This window comes from Allobosea sp. OAE752 (assembly GCF_050433265.1).
GTDB classification, from domain to species: Bacteria; Pseudomonadota; Alphaproteobacteria; order Rhizobiales; family Beijerinckiaceae; genus Allobosea; species Allobosea spartocytisi.
Genome location: NZ_JBNPXO010000001.1, coordinates 632,358 through 657,346, shown reverse-complemented (window position 1 = coordinate 657,346; position 24,989 = coordinate 632,358). Strand labels below are relative to the sequence as shown.

Genomic DNA, 24,989 nt, shown 5'->3' with positions numbered 1-24,989 from the left:
GACTGGCCTGCCGCGCCGGCAGCCGGCTGCAGCGTCGGTTTTTCGTTGGCGAAGTTGAATTACGCGGTTGCAAAAGCGCGGCGTCGGCACTAGGTTCCGCGCCGCTGGAGACCCCGCTGCGGCGCCGGGTCGAACAGTCATGGGCAGCCATAGCTCAGTTGGTTAGAGCGCTAGATTGTGGATCTAGAGGTCCCCCGTTCAAGCCGGGGTGGCTGTACCATCTTCTTCAGGACAATCGATAGGTTGCGCCGTCGGTGACGAGACGTCCCGGCCGGTTCACTGCGAATCGGCCGTGAGCGCCGGATTCGGCTTCGGAGCGGCTCGTCCCGAACGATGAGGCCTTTCTGACGAGCTCTGTCCCATGCCGGCAGCAGCGTTCGCGCGCCGGCTCGATCGTCCGTTCCCGGGTCTTGGAACGGAACGGCTCAGCGGATGGCCAGGGCTTCCCGCCGGGGCCTCCGCCGGGAGGGGAGGCCTATGCGGTGCGTGACACCGCCTGGCCGCGCATGCGCCGGATGGTGGCGCCGATCAGCGGCATGAACAGCAGCATGAGGCCGATCCCCATCAGCGTCGAGACCAGCGCGTTCGACCAGAAGATCGAGAGCGAGCCCTGGCTGAAGATCATCGACTGGCGGAAGGCGTCCTCGGCCTTGTCGCCGATCACCATGGCCAGGATCATCGGCGCGATCGGGTAGTCGAGCTTCTTGAAGGCGTATCCGACGATGCCGAAGGCAAGCGCGATCCACAGGTCGAAGGGCTTGCCGGCGACCGTATAGGCGCCGATGAAGCACACCACGATGATCAGCGGCCCGATGATCGAGAACGGGATGCGCAGGATCGAGGCGAAGAGCGGCACCGTCGCCAGCACGGTGATGACCGCGACGATGTTGCCGAGATACATTGAGGCGATCAGCCCCCAGACGAAGTCCGGCCGGTCGGTGAAGAGCGTCGGGCCGGGGTTGAGGCCCCAGATCATCAGCCCGCCCATCATCACCGCCGCCGTCGCCGAGCCGGGAATGCCGAGCGCCAGCATCGGCAGCATCGCGGCCGAGCCGGCCGCGTGGTCGGCCGTCTCGGGCGAGATCACGCCCTCCGGCTCGCCCTTGCCGAACTTCTCCGGGTTGCGCGAGGAGCGCTTGGCCATCGCATAGCTCAGGAACGAGGCGGCGGTCGGTCCGCCCGGCGTGATGCCCATCCAGATGCCGATGGCGGCCGAGCGCAGCAAGGCCAGCCAGTAGCGCGGCAGCTTTGCCGCCGTGCGCAGCACGTCGCCGAGTCGCACCTTCGCGGCGATGCCGCGGAAGCTCAGCCCGTCCTCCATCGTCAGCAGCAATTCGCCGACGCCGAACAGCCCGATCACCGCGATGAGGAAGCTCACCCCGGCCAGCAGCACGTCGAAGCCAAAGGTCAGGCGCACGCTGCCCGAGACGGTGTCCATGCCGATCGAGGCCAGCGAGAAGCCGACGCACATCGCCACGATCGTCTTGAAGGGGGAGGCGCCACCGAGGCCGATGAAGCTGGCGAAGGTGATGAAATAGACCGCGAAGAATTCCGGCGAGGAGAAGCGCAGCGCAAAACCGGCGACCCAGCTCGACAGCACCGTGATCAGGATCACGCCGGCCAGCGCGCCGAAGCCGGCGGAGAGAAAGGCGAGGGAAAGTGCCTCGGTCGCCTTGCCCTGCTTGGCCATCGGATGGCCGTCGAAGGTCGTGGCCACGGAAGAGGGCTCGCCCGGAATGTTGAACAGGATCGAGGTGGTCGAGCCGCCGAACAGCGCTCCCCAGTAGAGCGAGGTCAGCAGGATGATCGCCGAGACCGGGTCCATCGAGAAGGTCAGGGGTAGCATCAGGGAGACGCCGTTGGGCGCGCCCAGCCCGGGCAGCACGCCGACCAGGATGCCGAGCAGCACGCCGGCGATCATCAGGGCGATGTGGTGGAAGCTGATCGCGACGGAGAAGCCGTGCATCAGCGAGGCGACGTTATCCATGAGCCGGAGCTCCCTTCCGGGTTTCGGTCCGGGTCAAAGCCCGAGCGCGGCCTCTAGCGGGCCCTTCATCAGCGGAATGTGGAAGAAGCGTTCGAGCGCCAGGTAGAAGAACACGGCCGAGCCGATGGCGACGGTCAGCGTGCGCAGCCAGCCGAAGCCGCCCTGGAAGCGCATCGTGAAGACGAGATAGACGACGGTCGCGACATACATGCCGAGCGTCGCGCACAGGATCACGAAGCCGAGGATGGGCAGGAAGAAGCTCGCGACGCGGTGGATGCGCTCGCCGTCGAGCACGACCTCGGCCAGCATGTCTCGTCCCGAGAGCCGCTTGCCCCAGGTCAGGGCGAGGGTGGCGAGGCTGCCGAGCGCAACCAGCATGCCGGTATAGAACGGAAAGGCGCCGGCCTCGGGGCCGGAAGTGTCCCAGCCGATGCCGAATTCGAGCGCGCCCCAGACGATCGTCAGCCCATAGGCGAGCGTGAAAAGCGCGACGACGGTCTCGGCCCAGAGGCGGGTGACCATGGGATTTCCCTTCTCGGATCAGGCAGGTTTCGATCAGGCGTCATCCCGGGCTTGACCCGGGATCCATCGAAGGGCGTCGAACGCTGCGATGGATCCCGGCGCGACGCTTCGCTGCGGCCGGGATGACGGTGAGGCTGCCGCGGCAGCCTTATTTCACCACCCAGCCCTCGGCCTCGAACACCTTCTTGTTCGCGGCCTCGTCCTTGGCGACGAAATCGGCGAGCTCCTGGCCCTTCATGAAGCGCGCCGTCTGCGCGGTGCGGGTCACGAATTCCTGCCATTCCGGGGTCTGACTGACCTTCTCCAGCACGCCCTCGTAGAATTTCACGGCGTCCGCAGGCACGCCGGCCGGCAGCCAGACGGTGCGCGGCATCTGGAAGCTCTCGATCGGAATGCCGGATTCCTTGCAGGTCGGGATGTCGCCCCAGCCCTTGCCGCCAAAGACGGGGTCGCTCTTGGCGAGGCGCACCGGCGAGAACACGCAGAGCGGCTTGACCTGCCCGGCCTTCCACTGGCCGACATTCTCATTGGGGTTGTTGGTGTTGGAATCGACATGGCCGCCGGCGAGCTGCGTGGCCGCCGCGCTGCCGCCCTGGAACGGCACGTAGATCCATTTGGCGCCGGTCGCTTCCTGGATCATGACGGTCAGCGTCTGGTCGGTATCCTTCGACTGGCTGCCCGCCATCTTGAAGCCGGGCTTGGCCTTGACCGCGTCGATATAGCTCTTGGCATCGTTATAGGGCGCGCTGCCGTTGACCCAGAGCAGGAACTCGTCGAGCGCCAGCGCCGCGACCGGGGTCAGGTCCGACTTGCTGAAGGCGAGCTTGGCGACATAGGGCAGCAGATAGGCGTTGTTGGTGCCGAAGATCACCTTGTGGGCGTCGCCCTTGCCGGCCTTGCCCTGGAGATAGCCCTCGGCGCCGGAGCCGCCGCCCTTGTTGACCACCACGATCGACTGCTCGACCAGCTTGTGCTTGCTGATGATCGACTGGATGACGCGCGCGAAATTGTCGGTTCCGCCGCCGGGGCCGGAGGTCACGACGAACTCGATCGGGCCGGTCGGCTGCCAGGCCTGCGCCGTGGCGCCCCCGCCGAGCGCGAAGGCGGCGGTGAGCGCCGCGGTGAGTGCGAATTGCTTCATCTGTTTCGTCTCCCTGGGATGTCTGGTTATGCGCGGCTCTTGCGGCCGCTTGGGTATTGAGAAACCGGTTCAGGCCGCTGCGCGGCCGGGCTCCTTTCCGTCCTTGGCCATCTTGATGGCCAGCGACAGGGCGGCGCGCGAGGCGCCGAGATTGGCGATGCCCTTGCCGGCGATCTCATAGGCCGTGCCATGGGCCGGGGTACAGATCGGGAAGGGGAAGCCGCCGATCAGGGTGACGCCGCGGTCGAAGCCCATCAGCTTCATCGCGATCTGGCCCTGGTCGTGATACATCGTCAGCACCGCGTCGAAATCGCCGTTCTTCGCGCGCAGGAAGACGGTGTCCGACGGGAACGGCCCTTCGACCGTAAAGCCCTTGGCCTTGGCCGCCTTGACCGCCGGCTCGATCGTCTCGATCTCGTCGCGGCCGAAATTGCCGCCGTCGCCGGCATGGGGGTTGATGCCGGCCACCGCGATGCGCGGCGGGTCGAAGCCGGCTGCCCGCAGATTGGCATCCGCCAGCGCCAGCGCCCGCAGGATGCGCTCCTGCGTGATGTTCTCGGCCACCGCCGAGAGCGGAATATGCGAGGTGACGCGCGCATTCCACAGCGTGTCGAGGACGTTGAACTCGCTCGCGGGCCCCTCGAAGCCGATGGCGTCGCGCACGAAGCGGATCTCGTCGTCATAGCCGGGATAGGCGAAGCGCATGGCTGCCTTGTTGAACGGCGTGAAGAACACGGCGTCGGCCTTGCCGGAGGCGGCGAAGCGTAGCGCCCGGCGGAAATTCTCGGTCGCCGCCTTGCCGCCCGCAAGCGTCGCCTTGCCGCGCTGAAGATCGGCGGGGTCGTGATTGGCGAGGTCGATGAAGACCGGCTTGTCGGCCTTCGCGGGCAGGGCGTCTTCCGAGGCGGCGATCTGCACATCGGGGTCGAGCCCGGCATCGGCGGCGCCGAGATCGAGCAGGCGCTTGTCACCGAAGATGACGTAACGGGCCGCGTCGCGCAGGTCGGGCTCGCGCAGCAGGCGCGCCAGCAATTCGGGGCTGATGCCCGAAGGATCGCCCATCGCCACCGCGATGACCGGCTTCTTGCCGTTCTCGGAGCTGTCCACCGCTGATCCTCCTGCGGGGCGCGCGTCGATTCGCAAGGGCAATTCGCCCTGATCCGGCTGCGCGTTCCCTCTTGATGTCGTTCGTTGCCGAATTCGCTAACACAGCTCGCCCGACTCCTCAAGTATGCTGTATGCAGTATAATAGCAGCACATGAGAATGAACGAAGCGGCGCCCGAACACCGGGAGCGCGCCGCCGATAGGGAGAGCGAGACGATGAATTTCCACGCCCATTACGCCGGCATCCGGCAGCCGGTCGCGACCTGCCTGGTCGGCAGCGGCGGCTTCGGGCGCAGCTATCTGGCGCAGGCGCGGCGCACGCGCCTGATCGAGGCCCGCATCGCAGTGGATATGACGGCCGAGGCGGCCGGTCGGGCCTTTGTGGCGGCAGGCTATGCCGCCTCCGAGGTCGCCCTCTGCGAAACGGCGGCCGAGGCGCGCGCGGCCTGGGAGGCTGGGCGCTGCGTCGCGGTGGGGCGGCTGGAGACGGTGATCGAACTGCCTTTCGCCTTGCTGGTGGAGGCGACAGGCTCGCCCGAGGGCGCGACGCGCCATGCACTGATGGCGATCGAAGCCCGCCGCCACGTCGCTCTCGTCTCGAAGGAGGCCGACAGCGTGGTCGGCCCCGGCCTCGCGCGGCTTGCGCAGGACAAGGGCGTGCTGGTCACGCCGGTCGATGGCGACCAGCCGAGCCTGCTGATCGCCCTCGTCACCTGGGCGGAGGTCCTCGGTCTTGAGATCGTCGCCGCCGGCAAGTCGAGCGAGTACGACTTCGTCTTCGATCCGGCGTCCGGCAACGTCACCTGCAACGGCGTGACGAAGCAGCTGCCGGAGCTTTCCACGCATTGGCTGCCGGGTTCGCGCTCGGTCTCGGCCGTTGCGGCCGAGCGTGCGCGCATCCTCGGCGGCGCCTTTCCGCTGCGCGCCGTGCCCGATCTCTGCGAGATGACGCTCGTCGCCAACGCGACCGACCTCGTGGCCGACCGCGCCGGCTTCCACGCGCCGCCGGCGCGCATTCCCGAGATCGCCGATCTGTTCACGGCACGGGCCCAAGGCGGCCTGCTCAGAGGCGCGCGCCGGATCGACGTGTTCCATCATCTGCGTCTGGCGGAGGAGGCGAGCTTCGCCGGCGGCGTCTTCGTCGTCGTGGGCTGCCAGAACGCCGAAACCTGGGAGATGCTGGCCGGCAAGGGCCATGTCCTCTCCCGCGATGGCAGGACGGCGATGCTGTACCTGCCGCGCCATCTGCTGGGCGTCGAGGTTGCGACCAGCATTCTCGATACCGCCGGGCTCGGCCGCTCGGGCTATGGCGACGACTACCGGCCCCGGCAGGACCTCGTCGCCGTCGCCGAGCGCGACCTGTCGGCCGGCACGGTCCTGGCCATGGGCGGCCATCATCACAGCATTGCCGGCGTCGGTGCGGAAATCCGTCCGGCCGCAGCGCTGGCCGAGGATCGTCCCGCCCCGTTCTATCTCGTCGCCGACCGCAGGCTGCTGCGCGATGTGAAGGCCGGCGAGGCGATCCGTCTTGGCGATGTCGAGATCGCGCCGGATTCGACCTTGCTCGCGACGCGCCGTCGCCAGGATGCGCTCTTCGCCGATGATCTGGCCGGGAGCGGTTTGACAGGGCAGGGCGCCCATGGCGTAAACGCCGATAGTTTGGAAACGATGGCGACACGATGAGCGATGCAGCGAGCGATTATCCCCGCATCACCCGCCGCACGCTGCACGACGAGGTGCTGGAGCGCCTCCGCGACATGATCATCGAGGGCCGGCTCGAGCCCGGCCAGCGCATCAATGAGGGGCAGGTCGGCGCGCAGCTCGGCGTCTCGCGCACCCCCTTGCGCGAGGCGATCAAGACGCTCGCCAGCGAGGGGCTCGTCGAGATCCTGCCGGCCAAGGGCGCCGTGGTCCGCAAATTCTCGGCGCAGGATCTCTATCAGGTGCTCGAGGTGCTGAAGGCGCTGGAGCAGCTCGGCGGCCGCATCGCCTGCGAGCAGGCCCCGGATGCGACCATCGAGGCGATCCACGCCTTGCACAGGCGCATGCTGGAGCTCTACGCGACGCGTGAACGGCTCGAATATTTCAAGCTCAACCAGGCGATCCATACGGCCATGGTTGCGGCCTCCGGCAATCAGGTGCTGGTCGAGATGCACGGCACGCTGCAGTCGCGGATCAAGCGGCTGCGCTTTATCGGCAATGAGGGGCCGGAGAAATGGGCCGGCGCCGTCGCCGAGCACGAGGAGATGATGGCGGCCCTGTTGAAGCGCGACGCGGACGCGCTCTCGGAGGCGATCGGCAAGCATATGGAATCGACGCTCAGGCGCGTCCGGGACGTGCTCTGAGATCGGCTTGAGTTCCCGCGCCCGCTGTCGAACGGCCGGCGCGGGAACGGAGCCGCTTAAGCGAGCTCAGCTCTGCACGAAGGCGAGCAGATCGGCATTCAGCACCTCGGCATGGGTGGTGAGCATGCCGTGCGGATAGCCCGGATAGACCTTGAGCGTGCCGTTTTTCAGCAGCTTGATCGATTCATGCGCCGAGGCGCCGATCGGCACGATCTGATCATCGTCGCCATGCAGCACGAGAGTCGGCACGCCGATCGCCTTCAGATCCCCGCTCTGGTCGGTCTCCGAGAAGGCCTTGATGCCGTCGTAATGGGCCTTGGCGCTGCCCATCATGCCCTGGCGCCACCAATTCCTGATCACGCCCTCGTCGACCTTCGCGCCCGGCCGGTTGTAGCCGTAGAACGGCCCGGTCGGGACATCGAGGAAGAACTGCGCGCGGTTGTCGGCGAGCGCCTTGCGGAAGCCGTCGAAGACCTCGATCGGCAGGCCGCCCGGGTTCTTCTCGGTCTTGACCATGAGAGGCGGCACGGCGCTGACCAGCACCGCCTTGGCGACCCGGCCCTGCGGCTCGCCGAACTTCGCGACATAGCGGGCGACCTGCCCGCCGCCGGTCGAGTGGCCGATATGGACGGAGTTTCTCAGGTCGAGATGCTCGACGACGGCCGAGGCGTCGGCGGCGTAATGATCCATGTCATGGCCGTCCCAGATTTGGGCCGAGCGGCCATGGCCGCGCCGGTCGCTGGCGACGACGCGATAGCCCTTCGCCAGGAAGAACAGCATCTGCGCGTCCCAGTCGTCGCTGCTCAGCGGCCAGCCATGGTGGAACATGATCGGCTGGGCGTCCTTCGGCCCCCAGTCCTTGTAGAAGATCTCGACATTGTCCCTGGTCGTTACGAATGGCATGTCGGTCGTCCTCTTTTGCCTGACAAAGTCCCTGCAGAATTGATGCCGATGTCGCGGCTCGCTGCATTTCACCCTGAGTTTGTGTCAGGTTGTCATTCGCGATGCGAAGCCGCGCGCCGCGATGGCGCTCGCCGATAAAAGCGCATGCGCCGGGTAAGGCAAGAGGCGTATTGGCCGCTGCCTTGTGCTTCGCCGGCTCCCCTTGAAGCCGCGGCGGCTCTTCGCCATATCTAGCCCAAGCGGAAGGGTTCGCCTTTCGCCCGCGGGATGCTGCCAGTGGCGGGTTCCGATGATTGATGAGGCGCCTTTCGAGGGCTTCTGTATGACGCGTACGCCTAGTCTGTCCCATCCGTTCCTGCTCGGTTTCGATGATATCGAGCGCGCGCTGGATCGCGTCGCCAAAGGCGCCAGCGAGGGATATCCGCCCTATAACATCGAGCGGTTGCCCCGGACGGAGGAGGAGCCGGATCGCCTGCGCATCACGCTGGCGGTCGCCGGCTTCGCGCGCGAGCAGCTTGAGATCACGCTGGAGGAAAACCAGCTCACGATCCGTGGCCGCCAGGGCGACGACAAGAACCGGCAGTTCCTGCACCGTGGCATCGCGGCGCGCCAGTTCCAGCGCAGCTTCCTGCTGGCTGATGGCATGCATGTGCTCGGCGCGGATTTGTCGAACGGTCTGCTCGCGATTGATCTGGCCAGACCGGAACCAGAGAGGCTCGTCAGGCGTATCGATATCGTGAGCCGCGAGTAGAGGACGAGGGTTCGTCCGATTTTGAAGGGTGCGTCAGCGGTTTACGCATCTGTTCATAATTGAAGGCGCAGTATCGAAACCGCATTCGCACTGCTCTGAAGGAGGGCGCGATGAAACAGGACAGGATTTTGATCCAGAGCAACCCGCTGACCCCCGCTGAATTCGCGGCACTCGGAACAGGTGAGGTCGCCTACGTCAAGCCGATGACTTCGGACGAGCTGATGCGGATCTTCCCGCAGGCCCCGAAGATCGAGTCCGGCCTCAAGCTCTATACGCTACTGTCGGCCGACGGGGCACCGATCCTCGTGACCGATACGCGCGAGGCCGCCACGGCCAATGCCTGGGAGCATGACCTCAAGATGGTCAGCGTCCACTGACGCCGGCTGGCTGAATTCAGGAGGCGGTCGCCACCCCGGCGACCGCTGCCTGCAACCGGGCGATGTCGGCGGGTGACGAGAGGCGGTGATCGCCGTCCTTGACCAGCGTCAGCACCACCGGGTCGCCGCTCAGATGTTCCACCAGCTTGAGCGCCTGCCGCCAGGGCACGTCCGGGTCGCGCATTCCCTGCAGGATATGGACCGGGCAACCGGCCTTGATCTCGCCGCCGAACATGAGATGCCGGCGGCCATCCTCGATCAGGGCCCGGGTGATCGGCGTCGGTTCGGGTGAATACTCGGACGGACGCAGCCAGACGCCCTCGTCGAGGATCGTCCGGCGGATCGAATCGGGCATCTGCGCCCACATCAGTTCCTCGGAGAAATCGACGGCCGGAGCGATCAGCACCAGACCTGCGGGCTGGAGCGCCGTGCCGAGCAACCGGCGGGCCGCGAGCAGCGCGATCCAGCCGCCCATCGAGGAGCCGACGAGGATCGGCCGCTGCCGACACTGGCTTTCGATCATGGCGAGGGCGTCGCCGAGCCAGTCCGACAGGGTGAAGTCGCCGAAATCGCCGTCGCTTTCGCCATGCCCGCCATAGTCGAAGCGCAGGCAGGCCCGGCCGTTTGTGCGAGCCCAGTCGGCGAGCGCCTCAGCCTTGGTCGCGCGCATGTCGGAGCGGAAGCCGCCGAGCCAGACGACCGGTGCCCCTTCGCCCTCTTGCGGGAGGAAGGCGAGGCGACGGCTTGAGCCTTTACCGACCTCGAGCCATTGCGGGGGCTGGCGCTCCAAGGCAAATCTCCTGTGACGAATCGCGGTGCCGCGGCGATTATGGGTGCGGCGACCGTCCGATAGGGGCATATTCGCCCGCACGAATGAAAGTCCAGATCAAGAGCGCATGTCCTTCAAGCCGGGTGCCCATCTTTCGCTGCCTTCGACCGAGACCCATCCGCTCGCCGGGCGCACGATCCTGCAGATCATTCCGGAACTCGAAGCCGGCGGGGCCGAGCGTACCGCCGTCGACATCGCCAAGGGTCTGACCGATGTCGGTGCCCGCGCGCTGGTCGCGACCGAGGGCGGGCGCCTCGTCGCCGAGCTTCAGGCCAAGGGCGGCGTCTGGCTGCCTTTCCCGGCGGCGTCGAAGAACCCGGTCGCGATGGCGCTCAATGTGCGCAAGCTCGTCGAGCTTTGTCGTGAGGAGGAGGTCGAGCTCATCCATGCCCGCTCGCGGGCGCCGGCCTGGGTCGCGCTCGCCACCGCGAAGATCCTGAAGCTGCCCTTCGTCACCACCTATCACGGCTCCTATAACAGCCGTTCCACGGTGAAGACGCTCTACAATTCGGTGATGGCGCGCGGCGATGTCGTCATCGCGAACTCCGCCTATACGGCCGGGCTGATCCTGGACAAGCACCCGGTGGCGCGCGACAAGGTGCGGGTCGTCAATCGCGGCACGAATTTCTCGGCCTTCGCGCCCGCCGCCGTCAGCGCCGACAGGGTGCAGGCCCTGCGCAAGGCCTGGGGCGTCGAGCCGCATCAGCGCATCGTGCTGCTGCCCGGCCGCTTGACCGGCTGGAAGGGCCAGCGCGTTTTGATCGAAGCCGCCCGCATCATGCGCGACGGCGGCGATACCGATACCGCCTTCATCCTCGCCGGCGATGCCCAGGGTCGCGACAGCTACGTCAAGGAGCTCGACGGCCTGATCGCCAAGGCCGGGCTGGAAGGCCGCGTGAAACGTGTCGGCCATTGCAGCGACATGCCGGCGGCGATGCTTTCGGCCGCGGTCGTCGCGGTGCCCTCGACCGATCCGGAAGCCTTTGGCCGCGTCGCGGTCGAGGCGCAGGCGATGGGCACGCCCGTCGTCGTCTCCGATCTCGGCGCCGTGCCCGAGACGGTGCTCGCCCCGCCGCAGGTCACGCCGGCCGAGCGCACCGGCTGGCATGTCCCGCCGGGCGATGCCGCCGCTCTGGCGGCTGGCTTGCGCGAGGCGCTCGATCTGCGCCCGTCGGCGCGGGAGGCTCTGGCGCGCCGCGCCCGCGTCCATGTCGAGCGGCATTTCTCGCTGGAGGCGATGGTCGCGGAAACCCTCGACGTCTATTGCGCGTTGCTGGGGCGCTGACCGACTTCTGCGGCAGGAGATGCCTGACGCAGCTTCGTCATGCATTGACAACGCGCGTCTTTATGCAATGTGTCTGAATCAACGGCGCGAGCCGCGCCAAATACAGGAGAATACCCCATTCGTCGTCCGTACCGCGCTGCCCCGACCCCGACCAAGGAAGGTCCCCGCTCGAACCGCGACATCCGCGGAGTTCGCGAAGTCCAACTCATCGACGATACCGGCGCCAATCGCGGCGTGGTCTCGTTTTTCGATGCGCTGAAGCTCGCCGAGGATGCCGGTCTCGACCTGGTCGAGATCGCCCCGAACTCCGTTCCGCCCGTCTGCAAGATCCTCGACTACGGTCGCTTCCGCTTCCTGGAGCAGAAGAAGGCCGCGGAGGCGCGCAAGAAGCAGCGCACCATCGAGATCAAGGAGATCAAGCTCCGGCCCGGCATCGACAAGCACGATTACGACGTGAAGATGAAGGCCATGCACGGCTTCTTCGAGGAAGGCGACAAGGTGAAGGTCACCCTGCGCTTCCGCGGCCGTGAGATGGCGCATCAGGACCTCGGCGTGAAGGTGCTGGAGCGCGTCAAGGCCGATCTCGTCGAAATCGCCAAGGTCGAGAGCGACTGGCAGCTCGAAGGCCGCCAGATGGTCATGGTGCTCGCGCCGCGATAAGCGCGAGCTCAACCGGTTTCCGGAAAGAGCGCGCCTTCGGGCGCGCTTTTTCGTTCTGGGGCGCCCCCAGGGTTTTTGCGTCAGCTCACCGAGCGGATGATCTCGCGATAGGCTCCTTCCGGAAACGCCTTGAGCGTCTCGGTTCGGATATTGCCCAGCATGGCGAGCTGCAGGCAGAAGCGAGCCTGCACGGCGTCATCCGGCGCCTCGCAGACGATGACCATGTCGTATCGACCCATGGTCATGAAGAATGCCTTGAACGCGCCGCCCATCTCGGCGAGCGCCTGTTTGGCCGCATCGAGCCGGCTCGGCGACGCTGTGAGGTTGCGCGCGCCCTGGTCGGTCCAATTCGCCAGCATGATGTAGGTTGTCATCGGGCTACTCCCTGAAGCGGCCCGGCCTGTCCTTCGGAAGCATGGGCGGCGGCTCGATACCGCGGCCGTGTCGATCATGGGCTGTCGCCGGACCTCGGCCGCCATCTTACCGCATCAGCCGGGGGGAGCGGAACCGGCTTCGCCGCGCCCGGGCATTTTCGGACGAAGCGGACACCGGCCCGCGTGAAGAAAACGCGATCGAAGCAAGAGCCGGATCACCCTTCCGCGTCCGACAGGACCCGTGGAGGCGATCCGGCCGCCGCTTTCGCGCGCTCGCTGCTCAGCGGATCGGCGGGCCGTATTGCAGGCCGCCCTGCGTCCACAGCTTGTTGACGCCGCGCGGCAGCGGGTTGCTGCTCTTGGGGCCGAAATGCCGGTCGAAGCTCTCGCCGTAATTGCCGACCGCCTTGACGATGCGCACGACCCAATCATTGGTCAGGCCGAGACTTTCGCCGAACTTGCCCTCGGCGCCGAGCATGCGGCGCACTTCCGGGTTCTGCGAGGTCTTGGCCAGTTCCTCGACATTGGCCTGCGTCACGCCCAGCTCCTCGGCATTGATCGTGGCGATCACGGTCCAGCGCACGAGATCGAACCAGGCGGGGTCGTTCTTGCGCACCCAGGGACCGAGCGGCTCCTTGGAGATGACCTCCTGCAGCAGCACATGCTCGTCGGGGTCCTTCAGCCTGCCGCGCGTGCCGGCAAGCGCCGAGAGATCGGTGGTGTAGGCGTCGCAGCGGCCGGCCTCATAGGCCTGGACCGTGTCTTCCAGCGTGCCGAACGCCACGGTCTCGAACTTGATGCCGTGGGTGCGGCCGTAATCGGCGAGGTTCAGCTCCGTGGTCGTGCCCTGCGCGACGCAGACCGAGGCGCCGTTGAGATCCTTGACGGTGCTCACGCCGAGCTTCTTTCGGACGATGAAGCCCTGGCCGTCGTAATAGTTGACCGTGGTGAAGCTGACTCCCTGGCCGATGTCGCGGCCGAGCGACCAGGTCGTGGTGCGGGCAAGCACGTCGATCTCGCCGGCCTGCAGCGCGACGAGGCGGTTCTTGCTCGACAGCGAGAGATAGCTCGCCTTGTTCGGGTCGTTGAAGATCGCGGCCGCGAGCGCGCGGCAGACATCGGTGTCGAAGCCGACCCAGATTCCGTTCTTGTCCTGCAGCGAGAAGCCCGGCACGCCCTCGCTGGTGCCGCAGATGATGTTGCCGCGCGCCTTGATCTTCTCGAGCGTCGACTGGGCGAGGGAAGGGGTGGCGGCCGCGGCCGTCAGGGCCAGGCCTGCAGCCAGGCTGAGCAGGATGCGTTTCACGGTGGATCTCCGGGTTGGGCGAGGGCCGCGGGCCAATCTGCCAGTTTTGCGACGGAGGTGTGAAGCTGATTTCCGTAAGGTTCTCTGGTGAAATCGCGGCGGGCCGCTCCGGGTGTGTCACGCGCTGTTTCGGCGGGGCTTTGCCCGCGGTTTTCCCCAGAAGCCGGCTTTTCGCTTGCCAGCCGGCTTCTTTTCTGCGATACGCGCGGCCTTCGATCGCCCGGCTGATAAGGGCTGCCGTGGCGATCGTGCTTTGCTTCCTGAAAGCAAGACATTGGCAAAGCCGCCGCAAGGCGCGCTGGCCTTATGACCGATAGGAGCTGAAATGCCCAAGATGAAGACCAAATCGGCCGCCAAAAAGCGGTTCAAGATCACCGGTACCGGCAAGGTGCTCTACGCCCAGGCCGGCAAGCGTCACGGGATGATCAAGCGGACCAACAAGCAGATCCGCAATCACCGCGGCACCACCACCCTGTTCGAGGGTGATGCGGCCAACGTGAAGAAGTACTTCCTCCCCAACGGCTGACGCCACCTGATAGTCCGGAGATCATGACATGGCTCGCGTGAAACGGGGCGTAACGTCCCACGCCAAGCACAAGAAGACATTCAAGGCCGCCAAGGGCTTCTATGGCCGCCGCAAGAACACGATCCGCGCCGCCAAGGCGGCCGTCGATCGCTCGATGCAGTTCGCCTATCGCGACCGCAAGAACAAGAAGCGCTCCTTCCGCGCGCTCTGGATCCAGCGTCTCAACGCTGCGGTGCGTGAGCACGGCCTGACCTATTCGGTCTTCATCGGTGGCCTGATCAAGGCCGGCATCGAGCTCGACCGCAAGACCCTTTCCGCCATGGCGATCGACGACGCGGCCTCCTTCACCGCCGTGGTCGAGACCGTCAAGGGCGCGCTGGGCGCGCAGGCCCAGGCCGCCTGAGCGGTTCGGACCGATCTGATTTGGAGAAGGCCGGCGGAAACGCCGGCCTTTTTCTTTGGTGACGGCGATGAGGCCCGAGAATCTCCGATGGGAAGAGGCGCGGCATCGGAGCGGCCTCTCCGGCGAGAGATGCTCGGGTCAAGCCCGAGCATGACGGCTCCCGTTACGTCTGCACGCTGCCATTTCCCGGCGAGGCCCAGCCATCGCCGGCGCCGTCGACGATGCACTGATATGCCGCTTCCGGCGTGTCGGCATAGGCGAACAGCTTCAGGTCCTCCGGGCGGATGAACCCGGCCTGCGCCATCGTGTCGAGGTTGAGCAGCCCCTTCCAATACGCCGAGTCGAACAGCACGATCGGCACCCGCCCCATCTTTCCCGTCTGCACCAGCGTCATGATCTCGAACAATTCGTCGAGCGTGCCGAATCCGCCGGGAAACACCACCAGCGCGGCGGCCCGCATCGCCAGATGCATCTTGCGCATCGCGAAATAGTGGAAGCGGAAGGTCAAATCCGGCGTCGACCAGGCGTTGGGCTCCTGCTCATGCGGCAGGGTAATGTTGAAGCCGATCGAGAGGGCGCCGGCTTCGGTCGCGCCGCGATTGGCCGCTTCCATGATGCCGGGGCCGCCGCCGGTGGCGATGACGTGGTTGCGGCCGGCATCCTTGGGCGCCAGCGCCCCGCCGCGCTCGGAGGCGATGCGGGCGAACTCGCGCGCCGCCTCGTACCAGCGATTGCCCTCTCGCACGCGTGCTGAGCCGAAGACGACGATGGTCGAGACGATGCCGCGCGCCCGCAGCAGATCTTCCGCCTTCTGGTATTCCAGCATGAAGCGGGCGCCGCGCATCGAATCGCCGAGGAGAAAATCGGGATCGAGGGCCGCGAGCCGGTAGGAGGGGGATTCCTTCTGGGCGGTGCTGTCGGGCATGGCATTGTCCTGGGTCGGCATGTTTCGGACCGGGAAGCGAAACCGCTTACCCGAGAAATCCGGTACGGGAATGTTTCGCGAATCGCGAAGATAATCACTGTTTGGCGTTTCATTTCTCCGTCATCCGCTATCCCGAAAAGCGTTTCACTTTCTGGCTCGATAATCTAAGAACGCGCCGTCCCCACGCCTTCAACACGTTGCGACCCGTTCATGACCGATATCGCCACTCTGGAACGCGACCTCCTCGGCGCGATCGATTCTGCCGCCGACGAGGCGGCTATCGAGGAGCTGCGTATCGCGGCGCTCGGCAAGTCGGGCTCGATCTCGGCGCTGCTCAAGACGCTGGGCGCGATGACGCCGGAGGAGCGCAAGGAGAAGGGCCCGCTGATCAACGGCCTGCGCGATCGTGTCCAGGGCGCGATTGCGACGCGCAAGGAAGCACTCGGCGAGGCGGCGCTGGATGCGCGGCTCAGCTCAGAGCGGGTCGACGTCTCGCTGCCGGTCCAGGACGGCCCGGAGGCGCGAGGCCGCATCCACCCGATCAGCCAGGTCATCGACGAGATCACCGCGATCTTCGGCGATATGGGCTTCGCCATCGCCGAGGGGCCGGATGTCGAGACCGACGATCTCAACTTCACCAAGCTGAACTTCCCGGTCGGCCATCCCGCCCGGGAGATGCACGACACCTTCTTCTTCGCGCCGGATGCGAATGGCGAGCGCAAGCTTTTGCGCACCCACACCTCGCCGGTGCAGGTGCGCACCATGCTGGCGCAGGAGCCGCCGATCCGCGTGATCTGCCCGGGCCGCACCTATCGCAACGATTCCGACCAGACCCACACCCCGATGTTCCATCAGGTCGAGGGGCTCGTCATCGACAAGAAGGCCAATCTCGGCCACCTGAAATGGGTGCTCGAGGAGTTCTGCAAGGCGTTCTTCGAGATCGACGACGTCAAGATGCGCTTCCGCCCATCCTTCTTCCCCTTCACCGAGCCTTCGATGGAGGTCGACATCCAGTGCTCGCGCAAGGGCGGCGAGATCCGCTTCGGCGAGGGCGACGACTGGCTGGAGATCCTCGGCTGCGGCATGGTCCATCCGAACGTGCTGAAGAATTGCGGGCTCGATCCGGACGTTTATCAGGGCTTCGCCTGGGGCATGGGGATCGACCGCATCGCCATGCTGAAATACGGCATGCCCGATCTACGCCCCTTCTTCGAGGCGGATGTGCGCTGGCTCGCGCATTACGGCTTCCGCCCGCTCGACCTGCCGACGCTGACGGGCGGCCTCTCCTCATGACGATGCGGGCCGGGCAGGGGAGGGCGCGATGACGGCTGCGGGCTGGGCGGCTGGACTGGCCGTGCTGCTGGTCGCGGTGAACCTGGCGGGCCAGGCCATCGCGCTCTGGCGGCTGCGCCGGCCGCTGCAGCGCTCGGCCGTGCTCGCGGACCTGCCGCCGGTCACCATCGTCAGGCCGGTGCGCGGCATCGAGGCCTTCAGCCGCGAGACGGCCGTCTCCGGGCTTGAGCTCGACTACCCCAGCTACAGCACCATCTTCTGCGTCGCCGATGGCGACGACCCGATCGTTCCGCTGATCGAGGAGATGATCGCACGCTACGGCGCCGACAAGGTCAGGCTGATCGTCGGCGACGTCGTCGTCAGCGCCAATCCCAAGCTCAACAACTGCGTGCGCGGCTGGGAGGCGGCGATGACCGAATGGGTCATCCTCGCCGATTCCAACGTGCTGATGCCGAAGGACTACATCCAGCGCATGCTGGCCGCCTGGCGGCCCGAAACCGGCCTCGTCTGCTCGACGCCGGCAGGCTCGCGGCCGCAGAGCTTCGGGGCCGAGGTCGAATGCGCCTTCCTCAACGCCTTCCAGGCGCGCTGGCAATATGTCGGCGAGGCGCTGGGGCTGGGCTTCGCGCAGGGCAAGTCGATGCTCTGGAACAAGCCCTTCCTCGACGCGCGCGGCGGCATCGCCGCGCTGGGCGCCGAGATCGCCGAGGATGCCGCCGCCACCAAGCTCGTACGCAGCGCCGGCAAGCATGTCCATCTCGTCGGCCAGCCCTTCGAGCAGCCGCTCGGCCCGCGCCGCATCGCCGATGCGGTGCAGCGCCAGTTCCGCTGGGCCCGCCTGCGACGCGTCACTTTCCTGCCCTTCTTCGCGATCGAGATCCTCTCGGCTCCGCTGCTGCCGGTCCTGCTGGCTGCCTTCGCCTGCCTCGGCTACGGCCTGCCGGTCTGGCTCGGGCCGCTCGCCGTGCTGGTACTCTGGTATCTCGGCGATATCGTTCTGTCGGCCGGTGTCGGCTGGTTCCTGAACTGGCGCTCGCCCTTCGCCATGCTGGTGCGCGACATCGCCTTTCCCGGCATCTGGGCCTATGCCTTCGTCGGCGGCGAGGTGAGCTGGCGTGGCAACGCCATGAAGATCCGCACCGACGGCACCAACGAGCTCAACGACACCGCGCCGGCGCTCTCGGCGGCGCGCGCGAAGATTTCCGACTGATCCGGCAAAGCTGATCCGATAAGACGATGAAGTTCACGATCTCCTGGCTCAAAGAGCATCTCGACACCGACGCCTCCGTTGCGGAGATCACTGATGCCCTGACCCGCATCGGCCTGGAGGTCGAGGCGATCGAGGATCGCGCCGCCGCGCTCTCGGCCTTCACCATCGCCTATGTCATCGAGGCGAAGCAGCACCCGAACGCCGACCGCTTGCGCGTCTGCATGGTCGACACCGGCACGGGCGAGCCCGTGCAGGTTGTCTGCGGCGCGCCGAACGCCCGCACCGGCATGAAGGGCGTGTTCTCGCCGCCGGGCAGCTACATTCCGGGCAAGAAGATCACGCTCGGCAAGGGCGTCATCCGCGGCGTCGAGTCGAACGGCATGCTGGTTTCGGAAGCCGAGCTGGAACTCTCCGAGGACCATGACGGCATCATCGAACTGCCGGCCGATGCGCCGGTCGGCCAGCCCTATGCCGTCTATGCCGGGCTCGACGACGCCGTGATCGAGATCGCGGTGACGCCGAACCGGGCGGATGCGCTGGGTGTCGCCGGCATCGCCCGCGACCTCGCCGCTGCCGGCCTCGGCAAGCTGAAGACGCAGGCCATCTCGCCGGTGCGCGGCTCGTTCCCGTGCCCGGTCAAGGTCACGCTCGATTTCGCCGAGGAAGACAAAAAGCTCTGCCCGGCCTTCGCGCTACGCCTCGTGCGGGGCGTGAAGAACGGCCCCTCGCCGGACTGGCTGCAGGCGCGTCTGCGTGCGGTCGGCCTCAGGCCCATCAACGCGCTGGTCGACATCACCAATTTCATGACGCTCGACCGCAACCGGCCTTTGCACGTCTTCGACGCGGCCAAGGTCAGGGGCAACCTCACCGTCCGCCGCGCCAAGGCAGGCGAGACCATCCTCGCTCTCGACGGCAAGACCTATACGCTCACCGAAGAGCAGGTCGTCATCGCCGATGAGCACGGCGTCGAATCGCTCGCCGGCATCATGGGCGGCGAGGCTTCGGGCTCAAGCGAGGCGACCACCGACGTGCTGATCGAAAGCGCGCTCTGGGATCCGCTCAACATCGCCCGCTCCGGTCGCGCGCTCGGCATCAATTCGGATGCGCGCTATCGCTTCGAGCGCGGCGTCGATCCGGACTTCACCCGGCCCGGCCTCGACCTCGCGACGGCGCTGGTGATCGAGCTCTGCGGTGGCGAGGCCTCCGAGATGGAATTCGTCGGCGAACTGCCGGAAAGCCCGGCCGCGATCGATTTCCCCTGGTCGGAGGTGAAGCGCCTGACCGGGCTCGAATTGCCGCAGGTCGAGATGAAGCTGGCGCTCACCTCGCTCGGCTTCCACGTCTCGGGGGCGGGCGAGCGAGTCAAGGTCGCAGCCCCCTCCTGGCGCGCCGATGTCGGCGGCAAGGCCGATCTCGTCGAGGAGATCGTGCGCATCGCCGGGCTCGACCGCGTCATCTCGACGCCGCTGCCGCGCATCAAGGGCGAGGTCGTCAAGCCCGTCCTGACCGTGCTGCAGAAGCGCACCCGCACCGCCAAGCGCACGCTGGCCGCGCGCGGCCTCGTCGAGGCCGTGACCTGGTCCTTCATCTCGCATGATCAGGCGAAGCTCTTCGGCGGCGGCTCGCGCAAGCTCGCGCTCGCCAACCCGATCGCGGCCGATCTCTCCGACATGCGCCCCTCGCTGCTGCCGGGTCTGATCCGCGCCGCGCAGAACAATGCCGATCGCGGCTTCCCGGATGTCGCTCTGTTCGAGGTCGGCCAGATCTTCCTCAGCGACGAACCGGAAGGCCAGCTCATCGCCGCCGCCGGCCTGCGCCGCGGTACGGCCAAGCTTGACGGTGTCGGCCGCCACTGGGGCGGCGGCGCCAAGGCCGTCGACGCTTTCGACGTCAAGGCCGATGCGCTCGGCCTGCTCTCCGCTCTCGGCGTGCCGACCGGCGGCTTGCAGATCGTCGCGGGCGGTCCCGGCTGGGCCCATCCCGGCCGTTCGGCGACCCTCCAGTTCGGCCCGAAGGGCGTCATCGGCGCCTTCGGCGAGGTGCATCCGAAGATCCTCAAGGCGCTCGACGCCAAGGGACCGCTCGTCGCCTTCGAGATCCATCTCGATGCGCTGCCGCTGCCGAAATACAAGCCGACCAAGGTCAAGCCGAAGCTCGCGCTCTCGGATTTCCAGCCGGTGACGCGCGATTTCGCCTTCATCGTCGACAAGGCGGTGGCGGCCGGCGACATGATGAAGACGGCGCAGGGCGCCGACCGCGCGCTGATCGCCAATGTCGGCGTCTTCGATCTCTATGAGGGGCAGGGCGTCGAGACCGGCAAGAAGTCGGTCGCGCTGGCGGTGACGCTCCAGCCGGTCGAGAAGACGCTGACCGAGGCGGAAATCGAGGCCGTCGGCAGCAAGATCGTCGCCGAGATGGCCAAGCGCTACGGGGCGACGCTCAGGGGCTAATGCCCGCCATCCAACGCACGTCATGCTCGGGCTTGACCCGAGCATCTCGCGCAGGATGAGGCTCACCTGCTCTCTTCGGCAGGAGATTCTCGGGTCCCCGCTCCGCGGCGCCCGAGAATGACGTCGGGGCCAACAGTCTCTGACCATTGACCACGATTATGTAATAATCAGCGGCAGAAAACCCTGCGCATTCGGAGTATCGGCACCGGATTGTTGCAATTTCGCTGACTGATGACTCTGACCGAACGCCCCGTCACGGACAATTTGTTCCCCGGCTTCCGCCTGCTCGACGTCGCGACGTCGGGCGCGCGAATCCGCGTGCGCACCGGCGGCGAGGGGCCGCCACTCCTGCTGTTGCATGGCTACCCGCAGACCCATGCGCTCTGGCACAAGGTCGCGGCACGGCTGAAGGACCGTTTCACCCTCGTCTGCGCCGACCTGCGTGGCTATGGCGACAGCGAGAAGCCGCCGACCGACGCCGGGCACGCGCCCTATTCCAAGCGCGCCATGGCGCAGGATATGGCCGAGGTGATGACGGCGCTGGGTCATGAGCGCTTCTTCGTCGGCGCGCATGATCGCGGCGCCCGCGTCACCCATCGCCTGGCGCTCGACCATGCCGAGCGCGTCATCCGCCTCGCCACGCTCGACATCGCGCCGACGCGGGAGATGTACGCCAACACCACCGACGCTTTCGCCCGTGCCTATTGGCACTGGTTCTTCCTGATCCAGCCCGCGCCCTTCCCGGAACGGATGATCGGCGCGGATCCGGAAGCCTATTGGCGCAAGAAATGCGGTTCCGGCTCGGCCGGGATGACGCCCTTCGCGCCGGAAGCGCTCGCCCATTACCTGCGTTGCTTCGCCGATCCCGCGACGATCCATGGCTCCTGCGAGGATTATCGCGCCGCCGCGACCATCGACATCCGCCATGACGACGAGGATGGCGGCCGCAAGCTGGCCCAGCCGCTGCTCGCGCTCTGGGGCGCCAACGGCATCATCGGCAAATGCTTCGACCCTCTCGCCTTGTGGCGCGAGCGTGCGCAGGATGTGCGCGGCCATGCCCTGCCGGGCGGCCACTATCTCGCGGAGGAGGTCCCCGACCTCGTCGCCGCGGAGTTCCAGGCCTTCTTCGGAGAAGCAGCATGACCGGGACCAATCGCGTCTATCGTATCGCCGTCATCCCCGGCGACGGCATCGGCAAGGAGGTCATGCCCGAGGGGCTGCGCGTGCTGGAGGCGGCGTCGAAGAAGTTCGGCTTCGATCTGCGCCTCGACGAGTTCGATTTCTCCTCCTGCGACTACTACGCCAAGCACGGAAAGATGCTGCCGGACGACTGGAAGGACAGGATCGGCGGCCACGACGCGATCTATTTCGGCGCGGTCGGCATGCCCCAGCAGGTGCCGGACCACGTCTCGCTCTGGGGCTCGCTGCTGCTGTTCCGGCGCGAGTTCGACCAATACGTCAATCTGCGCCCCGTCCGCCTGATGCCGGGCGTTCCGGGCCCACTCGTGGGCCGCAAGCCCGGCGACATCGACTTCTTCGTCGTACGCGAGAACACTGAGGGCGAGTATTCCTCGGTCGGCGGGCGCATGTATGCCGGCACCGAGCGCGAGATCGTCATCCAGGAGACGGTGATGAGCCGTGTCGGCGTCGACCGCGTGCTGAAATACGCTTTCGAGCTTGCCCAGCGTCGCCCCCGGAAGAAGCTGACCTCGGCCACCAAGTCCAACGGCATCTCGATCACCATGCCCTACTGGGACGAGCGGGTGAAGGAGATGGCCAAGAACTATCCGGGCGTCGCCGTCGACCAGTACCATATCGACATCCTGACCGCGCATTTCGTGCTGAACCCGGACCGCTTCGACGTCGTCGTCGCCTCCAACCTCTTCGGCGACATCCTTTCCGATCTCGGCCCGGCCTGCACCGGCACCATCGGCATCGCGCCATCGGGCAACATCAACCCGACCGGCGATCACCCCTCGCTGTTCGAGCCGGTCCACGGCTCGGCGCCCGACATTGCGGGGCAAGGCATCGCCAACCCGGTCGGGATGATCTGGTCCGGCGCGATGATGCTCGATCATCTCGGCGAGCACGAGGCCGCCAAGGGCATCGAGGCGGCGATCGAGCGGGCGCTCGGCGACGCGCGGACGCGGACACGTGATCTCGGCGGCTCGCTCGGTACCGAAGCTGCCGGCAAGGCGGTCGAGCAGGCGCTCGGCTGAGCGAGGAAAAGGGCGGCGCGGCCCTGGCCGCGCCGATTGGGCAAACGAAGCCGGAATCGGCCGGGGCAGACGAGGAAAGTCGCGCGACCATGGATCTGACGTCGTTTTCGCTGGGCGATCCCCTGCTCTGGGGCAAGCTCTTCGAGATCATCCTGCTCAATGTCATCCTCTCGGGTGACAATGCCGTCGTGATCGCGCTGGCCTGCCGGGCGCTCGCGCCGGAGCAGCGCACCAAGGGCATCGCGCTCGGCGCGGCGGTGGCCGTGGTGCTGCGGATCGCCTTCACGGTGGTCATCGCGTCCCTGCTGAGCATGCCCTTCCTGCGCATCGTCGGCGCCGGTTTGCTGATCTGGATCGCGGTGAAGCTTCTCGTCGAGGATGAGGGGCAGGACGAGGATTCCATCGCCGCCAGCAGCAAGCTCTGGAAAGCCGTGCAGACGGTCGCGATCGCCGACATCGTCATGAGCCTCGACAATGTCCTCGCCATTGCCGGCGTGGCGCGCGATTCCATGCCGCTGCTGATCGTCGGCCTCGTCATCTCGATCCCGCTGATCGTGGTCGGCGCCTCGCTGATCACTAATCTCTTGACCCGCTTCCCGATCCTGGTCTGGGCCGGCGCGGGCCTGCTCGGCTGGGTGGCGGGCGAGATGCTCGACAGCGACCCCTGGCTGGCGACCCGCTTCGGCGCGGAACTGCTGCACCAGCTCGAATACCCCGTCGCCATCCTCGGCGCGCTGGTCGTGCTCGGACTTGGCTACCTCATCAAATCGCGCCGGCCGGACCCGGCCCACTAACCCTTTGTTTTGATGCAATTCCGGCTGCTGTGCCGCTGCGCGCTTCTGCTGGAACGGCTTGAAGGACTGACCGACACATGGATTTCTCATCTTCGACCTTCTGGGTGTCGCTGCTCCAGATCATCTGGATCGACCTCCTGCTCTCCGGCGACAACGCCATCGTCATTGCGATGGCGGTGCGCTCGCTGCCGGAGAAGCAGCGCAAGCTGGGCATCCTGCTCGGCGCCGGCGCCGCCGTGGGCCTGCGCATCCTCTTCGCGGTGGTGGTGTCCTATCTGCTCAACATCCCCTTCCTGAAGGTCGTCGGCGGGCTGCTGCTGTTCTGGATCGCGATCAAGCTCGCCAAGGGCGAGGAAGAGGCGCACAGCGACATCGCGGCCAGCGACAATCTCTGGAAGGCGGTGCGCACCATCGCCATCGCCGATGCGGTGATGAGCCTCGACAACGTGCTCGCCATCGCGGCGGCGGCGCGCGGCCATTTCGAGCTCTTCATCTTCGGCCTGCTGCTGACCATCCCGCTGATCATCTTCGGCGCGAACGTGCTGTCGAAGGTCCTCGAACGCTTCCCGATCCTGGTCTGGTTCGGCGCCGGCCTGCTCGGCTGGATCGCCGGCGAGATGCTGGTCAGCGACATCGCCGTGCTGCAATGGCTCCAGACCGCCATTCCGAGCTGGGTCCAGACCGTTCCGGTTTCCGACACGCATCCGGTCGGGTTGGCGACGAACAAGACGGTCTTCTACGGAGCGGCGGTCGTGGGCGCAGCCTTCGTCTGCGCCGTCGGCTACCTTCTCAAGCGCAAGCCTGCCGACCAGCCGGGCTGAGCTTCAGGCGCCATCCAGAACGATCGCCGCGGCGGCCAGGATCTCCTGGCCGCCGTTTTCGATGGTGACGAGCGCGCCGTCCGCCATGCCTCGCAACGGATCGTGGACACGGAAGCGTTCGGGCGAGATGAGTAAGATCGCGAAGCTTTCGGGCGGCCGGACGAATCCGGTTCCGAGCGCCTTCACATAGGCCTCCTTCGCCGCCCAGAGCCGGGCGAAGGCGAGGGCGCGCAGCGAAGGTTCGCTCTCCTCCAGCATCCGCCATTCATCGCGGTGCAGGGCCTCGCGCGGAATGACGCCGGCCGGATCGACCCGTTCCACATCAACCCCGACGGGTGCCTGCGCGAGCGCGATGGCGACGACGTCCGCCCGTGTCGCAAGCGAGATCTGCAGGTCGGTCTCCCGCGCCGTCGCCAGCAGCGGCCGGCCGGCGGAATCATGAGCGATGGCGATTTCGGCCGCAGGGCGGCCGAGCTGCCGCGCCAGGATGGCCCGTGCCGTCTCGCGCCGGAGTGTCGAGCGTTCTGTCAGGTTGCGCGGCCGCTGCGGCGTCGCCACCAGCCAGACGGCCGGGTAGGTGGGCGCGGTCGCCTCGATCGAACGGAGCCAATGCATGGCCGGACTATGGCATGCGGCTTATCCCGTCACCACGCGCGCGGGCCGATATCCGGACCGCGTCCTGCCCCATCGGCCTCCGCCTTGCATGGGGCACATGCACAGGTGCAGCCGGCATGCGTTGACCCGACGGCGCCTTCGGCCTTTG

25 protein-coding genes and 1 tRNA gene are annotated in these 24,989 nt (G+C 66.7%); 16 read left to right on the top strand and 10 right to left on the bottom strand.

The window, feature by feature from the left end; translation table 11 throughout:
- Positions 1 to 143: 143 nt before the first annotated feature.
- A tRNA-His gene (locus tag GGC47_RS03065) sits at positions 144 to 220 on the top strand.
- A 255-nt stretch (positions 221 to 475) separates the two neighbouring features.
- Here the strand turns inward: GGC47_RS03065 and GGC47_RS03060 are convergent.
- The 4 genes from GGC47_RS03060 to GGC47_RS03045 form a co-directional block, all read right to left on the bottom strand.
- The gene (locus GGC47_RS03060) at positions 476 to 1,987 is read right to left on the bottom strand and encodes a tripartite tricarboxylate transporter permease (RefSeq protein WP_038361036.1); all 1,512 of its coding nucleotides are present in this window, start codon (positions 1,985 to 1,987) and stop codon (positions 476 to 478) included.
- Between the two features lie 33 nt (positions 1,988 to 2,020).
- The gene (locus GGC47_RS03055) at positions 2,021 to 2,509 is read right to left on the bottom strand and encodes a tripartite tricarboxylate transporter TctB family protein (RefSeq protein ID WP_113253335.1); all 489 of its coding nucleotides are present in this window, start codon (positions 2,507 to 2,509) and stop codon (positions 2,021 to 2,023) included.
- Between the two features lie 148 nt (positions 2,510 to 2,657).
- On the bottom strand, positions 2,658 to 3,650 hold the full coding sequence (locus GGC47_RS03050; protein ID WP_142020170.1) for a Bug family tripartite tricarboxylate transporter substrate binding protein: 993 nt from the start codon (positions 3,648 to 3,650) through the stop codon (positions 2,658 to 2,660).
- A 69-nt stretch (positions 3,651 to 3,719) separates the two neighbouring features.
- Positions 3,720 to 4,712 (bottom strand): 4-hydroxythreonine-4-phosphate dehydrogenase PdxA, encoded by a 993-nt coding sequence (locus GGC47_RS03045; RefSeq protein ID WP_112763517.1) that lies wholly within the window; start codon positions 4,710 to 4,712, stop codon positions 3,720 to 3,722.
- Positions 4,713 to 4,914: 202 nt separating this feature from the next.
- Between GGC47_RS03045 and GGC47_RS03040 the strand changes: the two genes are divergently transcribed.
- Positions 4,915 to 6,438 carry a flagellar biosynthesis protein FlgA gene (locus GGC47_RS03040; RefSeq protein WP_370956358.1) on the top strand — a complete coding sequence of 508 codons (1,524 nt, stop codon included), beginning with the start codon at positions 4,915 to 4,917 and terminating at the stop codon, positions 6,436 to 6,438.
- The gene (locus tag GGC47_RS03035) at positions 6,435 to 7,100 is read left to right on the top strand and encodes a GntR family transcriptional regulator (RefSeq protein ID WP_038361048.1); all 666 of its coding nucleotides are present in this window, start codon (positions 6,435 to 6,437) and stop codon (positions 7,098 to 7,100) included. Before GGC47_RS03040 ends, GGC47_RS03035 begins: the two co-directional genes overlap by 4 nt.
- Positions 7,101 to 7,166: 66 nt before the next feature.
- Here the strand turns inward: GGC47_RS03035 and GGC47_RS03030 are convergent, their stop codons facing one another.
- Positions 7,167 to 8,003 (bottom strand): alpha/beta fold hydrolase, encoded by an 837-nt coding sequence (locus GGC47_RS03030; protein WP_142020171.1) that lies wholly within the window; start codon positions 8,001 to 8,003, stop codon positions 7,167 to 7,169.
- A 289-nt stretch (positions 8,004 to 8,292) separates the two neighbouring features.
- Here GGC47_RS03030 and GGC47_RS03025 point away from each other — a divergent pair, with 289 nt between their 5' ends.
- Entirely contained in the window at positions 8,293 to 8,754 is a 462-nt protein-coding gene (locus GGC47_RS03025) for an Hsp20 family protein (RefSeq protein WP_248311131.1), read from the top strand.
- A 110-nt stretch (positions 8,755 to 8,864) separates the two neighbouring features.
- Positions 8,865 to 9,131 carry a BQ00720 family protein gene (locus tag GGC47_RS03020; protein ID WP_038361053.1) on the top strand — a complete coding sequence of 89 codons (267 nt, stop codon included), beginning with the start codon at positions 8,865 to 8,867 and terminating at the stop codon, positions 9,129 to 9,131.
- Between the two features lie 16 nt (positions 9,132 to 9,147).
- On the opposite strand, the gene GGC47_RS03015 is transcribed toward GGC47_RS03020, so the two are convergent.
- On the bottom strand, positions 9,148 to 9,921 hold the full coding sequence (locus GGC47_RS03015) for an alpha/beta hydrolase (RefSeq protein ID WP_370956357.1): 774 nt from the start codon (positions 9,919 to 9,921) through the stop codon (positions 9,148 to 9,150).
- A 106-nt stretch (positions 9,922 to 10,027) separates the two neighbouring features.
- Here GGC47_RS03015 and GGC47_RS03010 point away from each other — a divergent pair, with 106 nt between their 5' ends.
- A complete protein-coding gene (locus GGC47_RS03010) occupies positions 10,028 to 11,245 on the top strand; it encodes a glycosyltransferase family 4 protein (RefSeq protein ID WP_142020172.1) in 1,218 nt (405 codons plus the stop codon).
- 117 nt (positions 11,246 to 11,362) lie between these two features.
- Positions 11,363 to 11,905 (top strand): translation initiation factor IF-3, encoded by a 543-nt coding sequence (gene infC, locus GGC47_RS03005; protein ID WP_038362350.1) that lies wholly within the window; start codon positions 11,363 to 11,365, stop codon positions 11,903 to 11,905.
- A gap of 80 nt (positions 11,906 to 11,985) precedes the next feature.
- Here infC and GGC47_RS03000 read toward each other — a convergent pair whose 3' ends face one another.
- Entirely contained in the window at positions 11,986 to 12,279 is a 294-nt protein-coding gene (locus tag GGC47_RS03000; RefSeq protein ID WP_038361058.1) for a GYD domain-containing protein, read from the bottom strand.
- Between the two features lie 280 nt (positions 12,280 to 12,559).
- The gene (locus tag GGC47_RS02995; protein ID WP_142020173.1) at positions 12,560 to 13,585 is read right to left on the bottom strand and encodes an amino acid ABC transporter substrate-binding protein; all 1,026 of its coding nucleotides are present in this window, start codon (positions 13,583 to 13,585) and stop codon (positions 12,560 to 12,562) included.
- A gap of 325 nt (positions 13,586 to 13,910) precedes the next feature.
- Here GGC47_RS02995 and rpmI point away from each other — a divergent pair, with 325 nt between their 5' ends.
- Both rpmI and rplT read left to right on the top strand, forming a co-directional pair.
- Positions 13,911 to 14,111 (top strand): 50S ribosomal protein L35, encoded by a 201-nt coding sequence (rpmI, locus tag GGC47_RS02990; protein ID WP_038361062.1) that lies wholly within the window; start codon positions 13,911 to 13,913, stop codon positions 14,109 to 14,111.
- Positions 14,112 to 14,139: 28 nt separating this feature from the next.
- Positions 14,140 to 14,514: a 50S ribosomal protein L20 gene (gene rplT, locus GGC47_RS02985; protein ID WP_038361064.1), complete on the top strand. Its 375-nt coding sequence runs from the start codon at positions 14,140 to 14,142 to the stop codon at positions 14,512 to 14,514.
- Positions 14,515 to 14,677: 163 nt separating this feature from the next.
- On the opposite strand, the gene GGC47_RS02980 is transcribed toward rplT, so the two are convergent.
- The gene (locus tag GGC47_RS02980) at positions 14,678 to 15,439 is read right to left on the bottom strand and encodes an LOG family protein (protein WP_208112863.1); all 762 of its coding nucleotides are present in this window, start codon (positions 15,437 to 15,439) and stop codon (positions 14,678 to 14,680) included.
- A gap of 210 nt (positions 15,440 to 15,649) precedes the next feature.
- On the opposite strand from GGC47_RS02980, the gene pheS reads away from it, so the two are divergent.
- The 7 genes from pheS (at position 15,650) to GGC47_RS02945 (ending at position 24,226) form a co-directional block, all read left to right on the top strand.
- On the top strand, positions 15,650 to 16,732 hold the full coding sequence (gene pheS / locus GGC47_RS02975; RefSeq protein ID WP_113253344.1) for a phenylalanine--tRNA ligase subunit alpha: 1,083 nt from the start codon (positions 15,650 to 15,652) through the stop codon (positions 16,730 to 16,732).
- A 28-nt stretch (positions 16,733 to 16,760) separates the two neighbouring features.
- On the top strand, positions 16,761 to 17,942 hold the full coding sequence (locus GGC47_RS02970; protein ID WP_142020174.1) for a ceramide glucosyltransferase: 1,182 nt from the start codon (positions 16,761 to 16,763) through the stop codon (positions 17,940 to 17,942).
- Positions 17,943 to 17,968: 26 nt separating this feature from the next.
- Positions 17,969 to 20,392 carry a phenylalanine--tRNA ligase subunit beta gene (gene pheT / locus GGC47_RS02965; RefSeq protein ID WP_142020175.1) on the top strand — a complete coding sequence of 808 codons (2,424 nt, stop codon included), beginning with the start codon at positions 17,969 to 17,971 and terminating at the stop codon, positions 20,390 to 20,392.
- A gap of 231 nt (positions 20,393 to 20,623) precedes the next feature.
- Positions 20,624 to 21,535, top strand: a complete 912-nt coding sequence (locus GGC47_RS02960) for an alpha/beta fold hydrolase (protein WP_142020176.1) — start codon at positions 20,624 to 20,626, stop codon at positions 21,533 to 21,535.
- A complete protein-coding gene (locus tag GGC47_RS02955; protein WP_112763289.1) occupies positions 21,532 to 22,611 on the top strand; it encodes a tartrate dehydrogenase in 1,080 nt (359 codons plus the stop codon). The genes GGC47_RS02960 and GGC47_RS02955 overlap by 4 nt, the downstream gene beginning before the upstream one ends.
- Positions 22,612 to 22,700: 89 nt before the next feature.
- On the top strand, positions 22,701 to 23,405 hold the full coding sequence (locus GGC47_RS02950; RefSeq protein WP_142020177.1) for a TerC family protein: 705 nt from the start codon (positions 22,701 to 22,703) through the stop codon (positions 23,403 to 23,405).
- 77 nt (positions 23,406 to 23,482) lie between these two features.
- Positions 23,483 to 24,226 carry a TerC family protein gene (locus GGC47_RS02945; protein ID WP_038361080.1) on the top strand — a complete coding sequence of 248 codons (744 nt, stop codon included), beginning with the start codon at positions 23,483 to 23,485 and terminating at the stop codon, positions 24,224 to 24,226.
- Positions 24,227 to 24,229: 3 nt separating this feature from the next.
- Here GGC47_RS02945 and GGC47_RS02940 read toward each other — a convergent pair whose 3' ends face one another.
- Entirely contained in the window at positions 24,230 to 24,841 is a 612-nt protein-coding gene (locus GGC47_RS02940) for a 4'-phosphopantetheinyl transferase family protein (RefSeq protein WP_142020178.1), read from the bottom strand.
- Between the last annotated feature and the right edge of the window lie 148 nt (positions 24,842 to 24,989).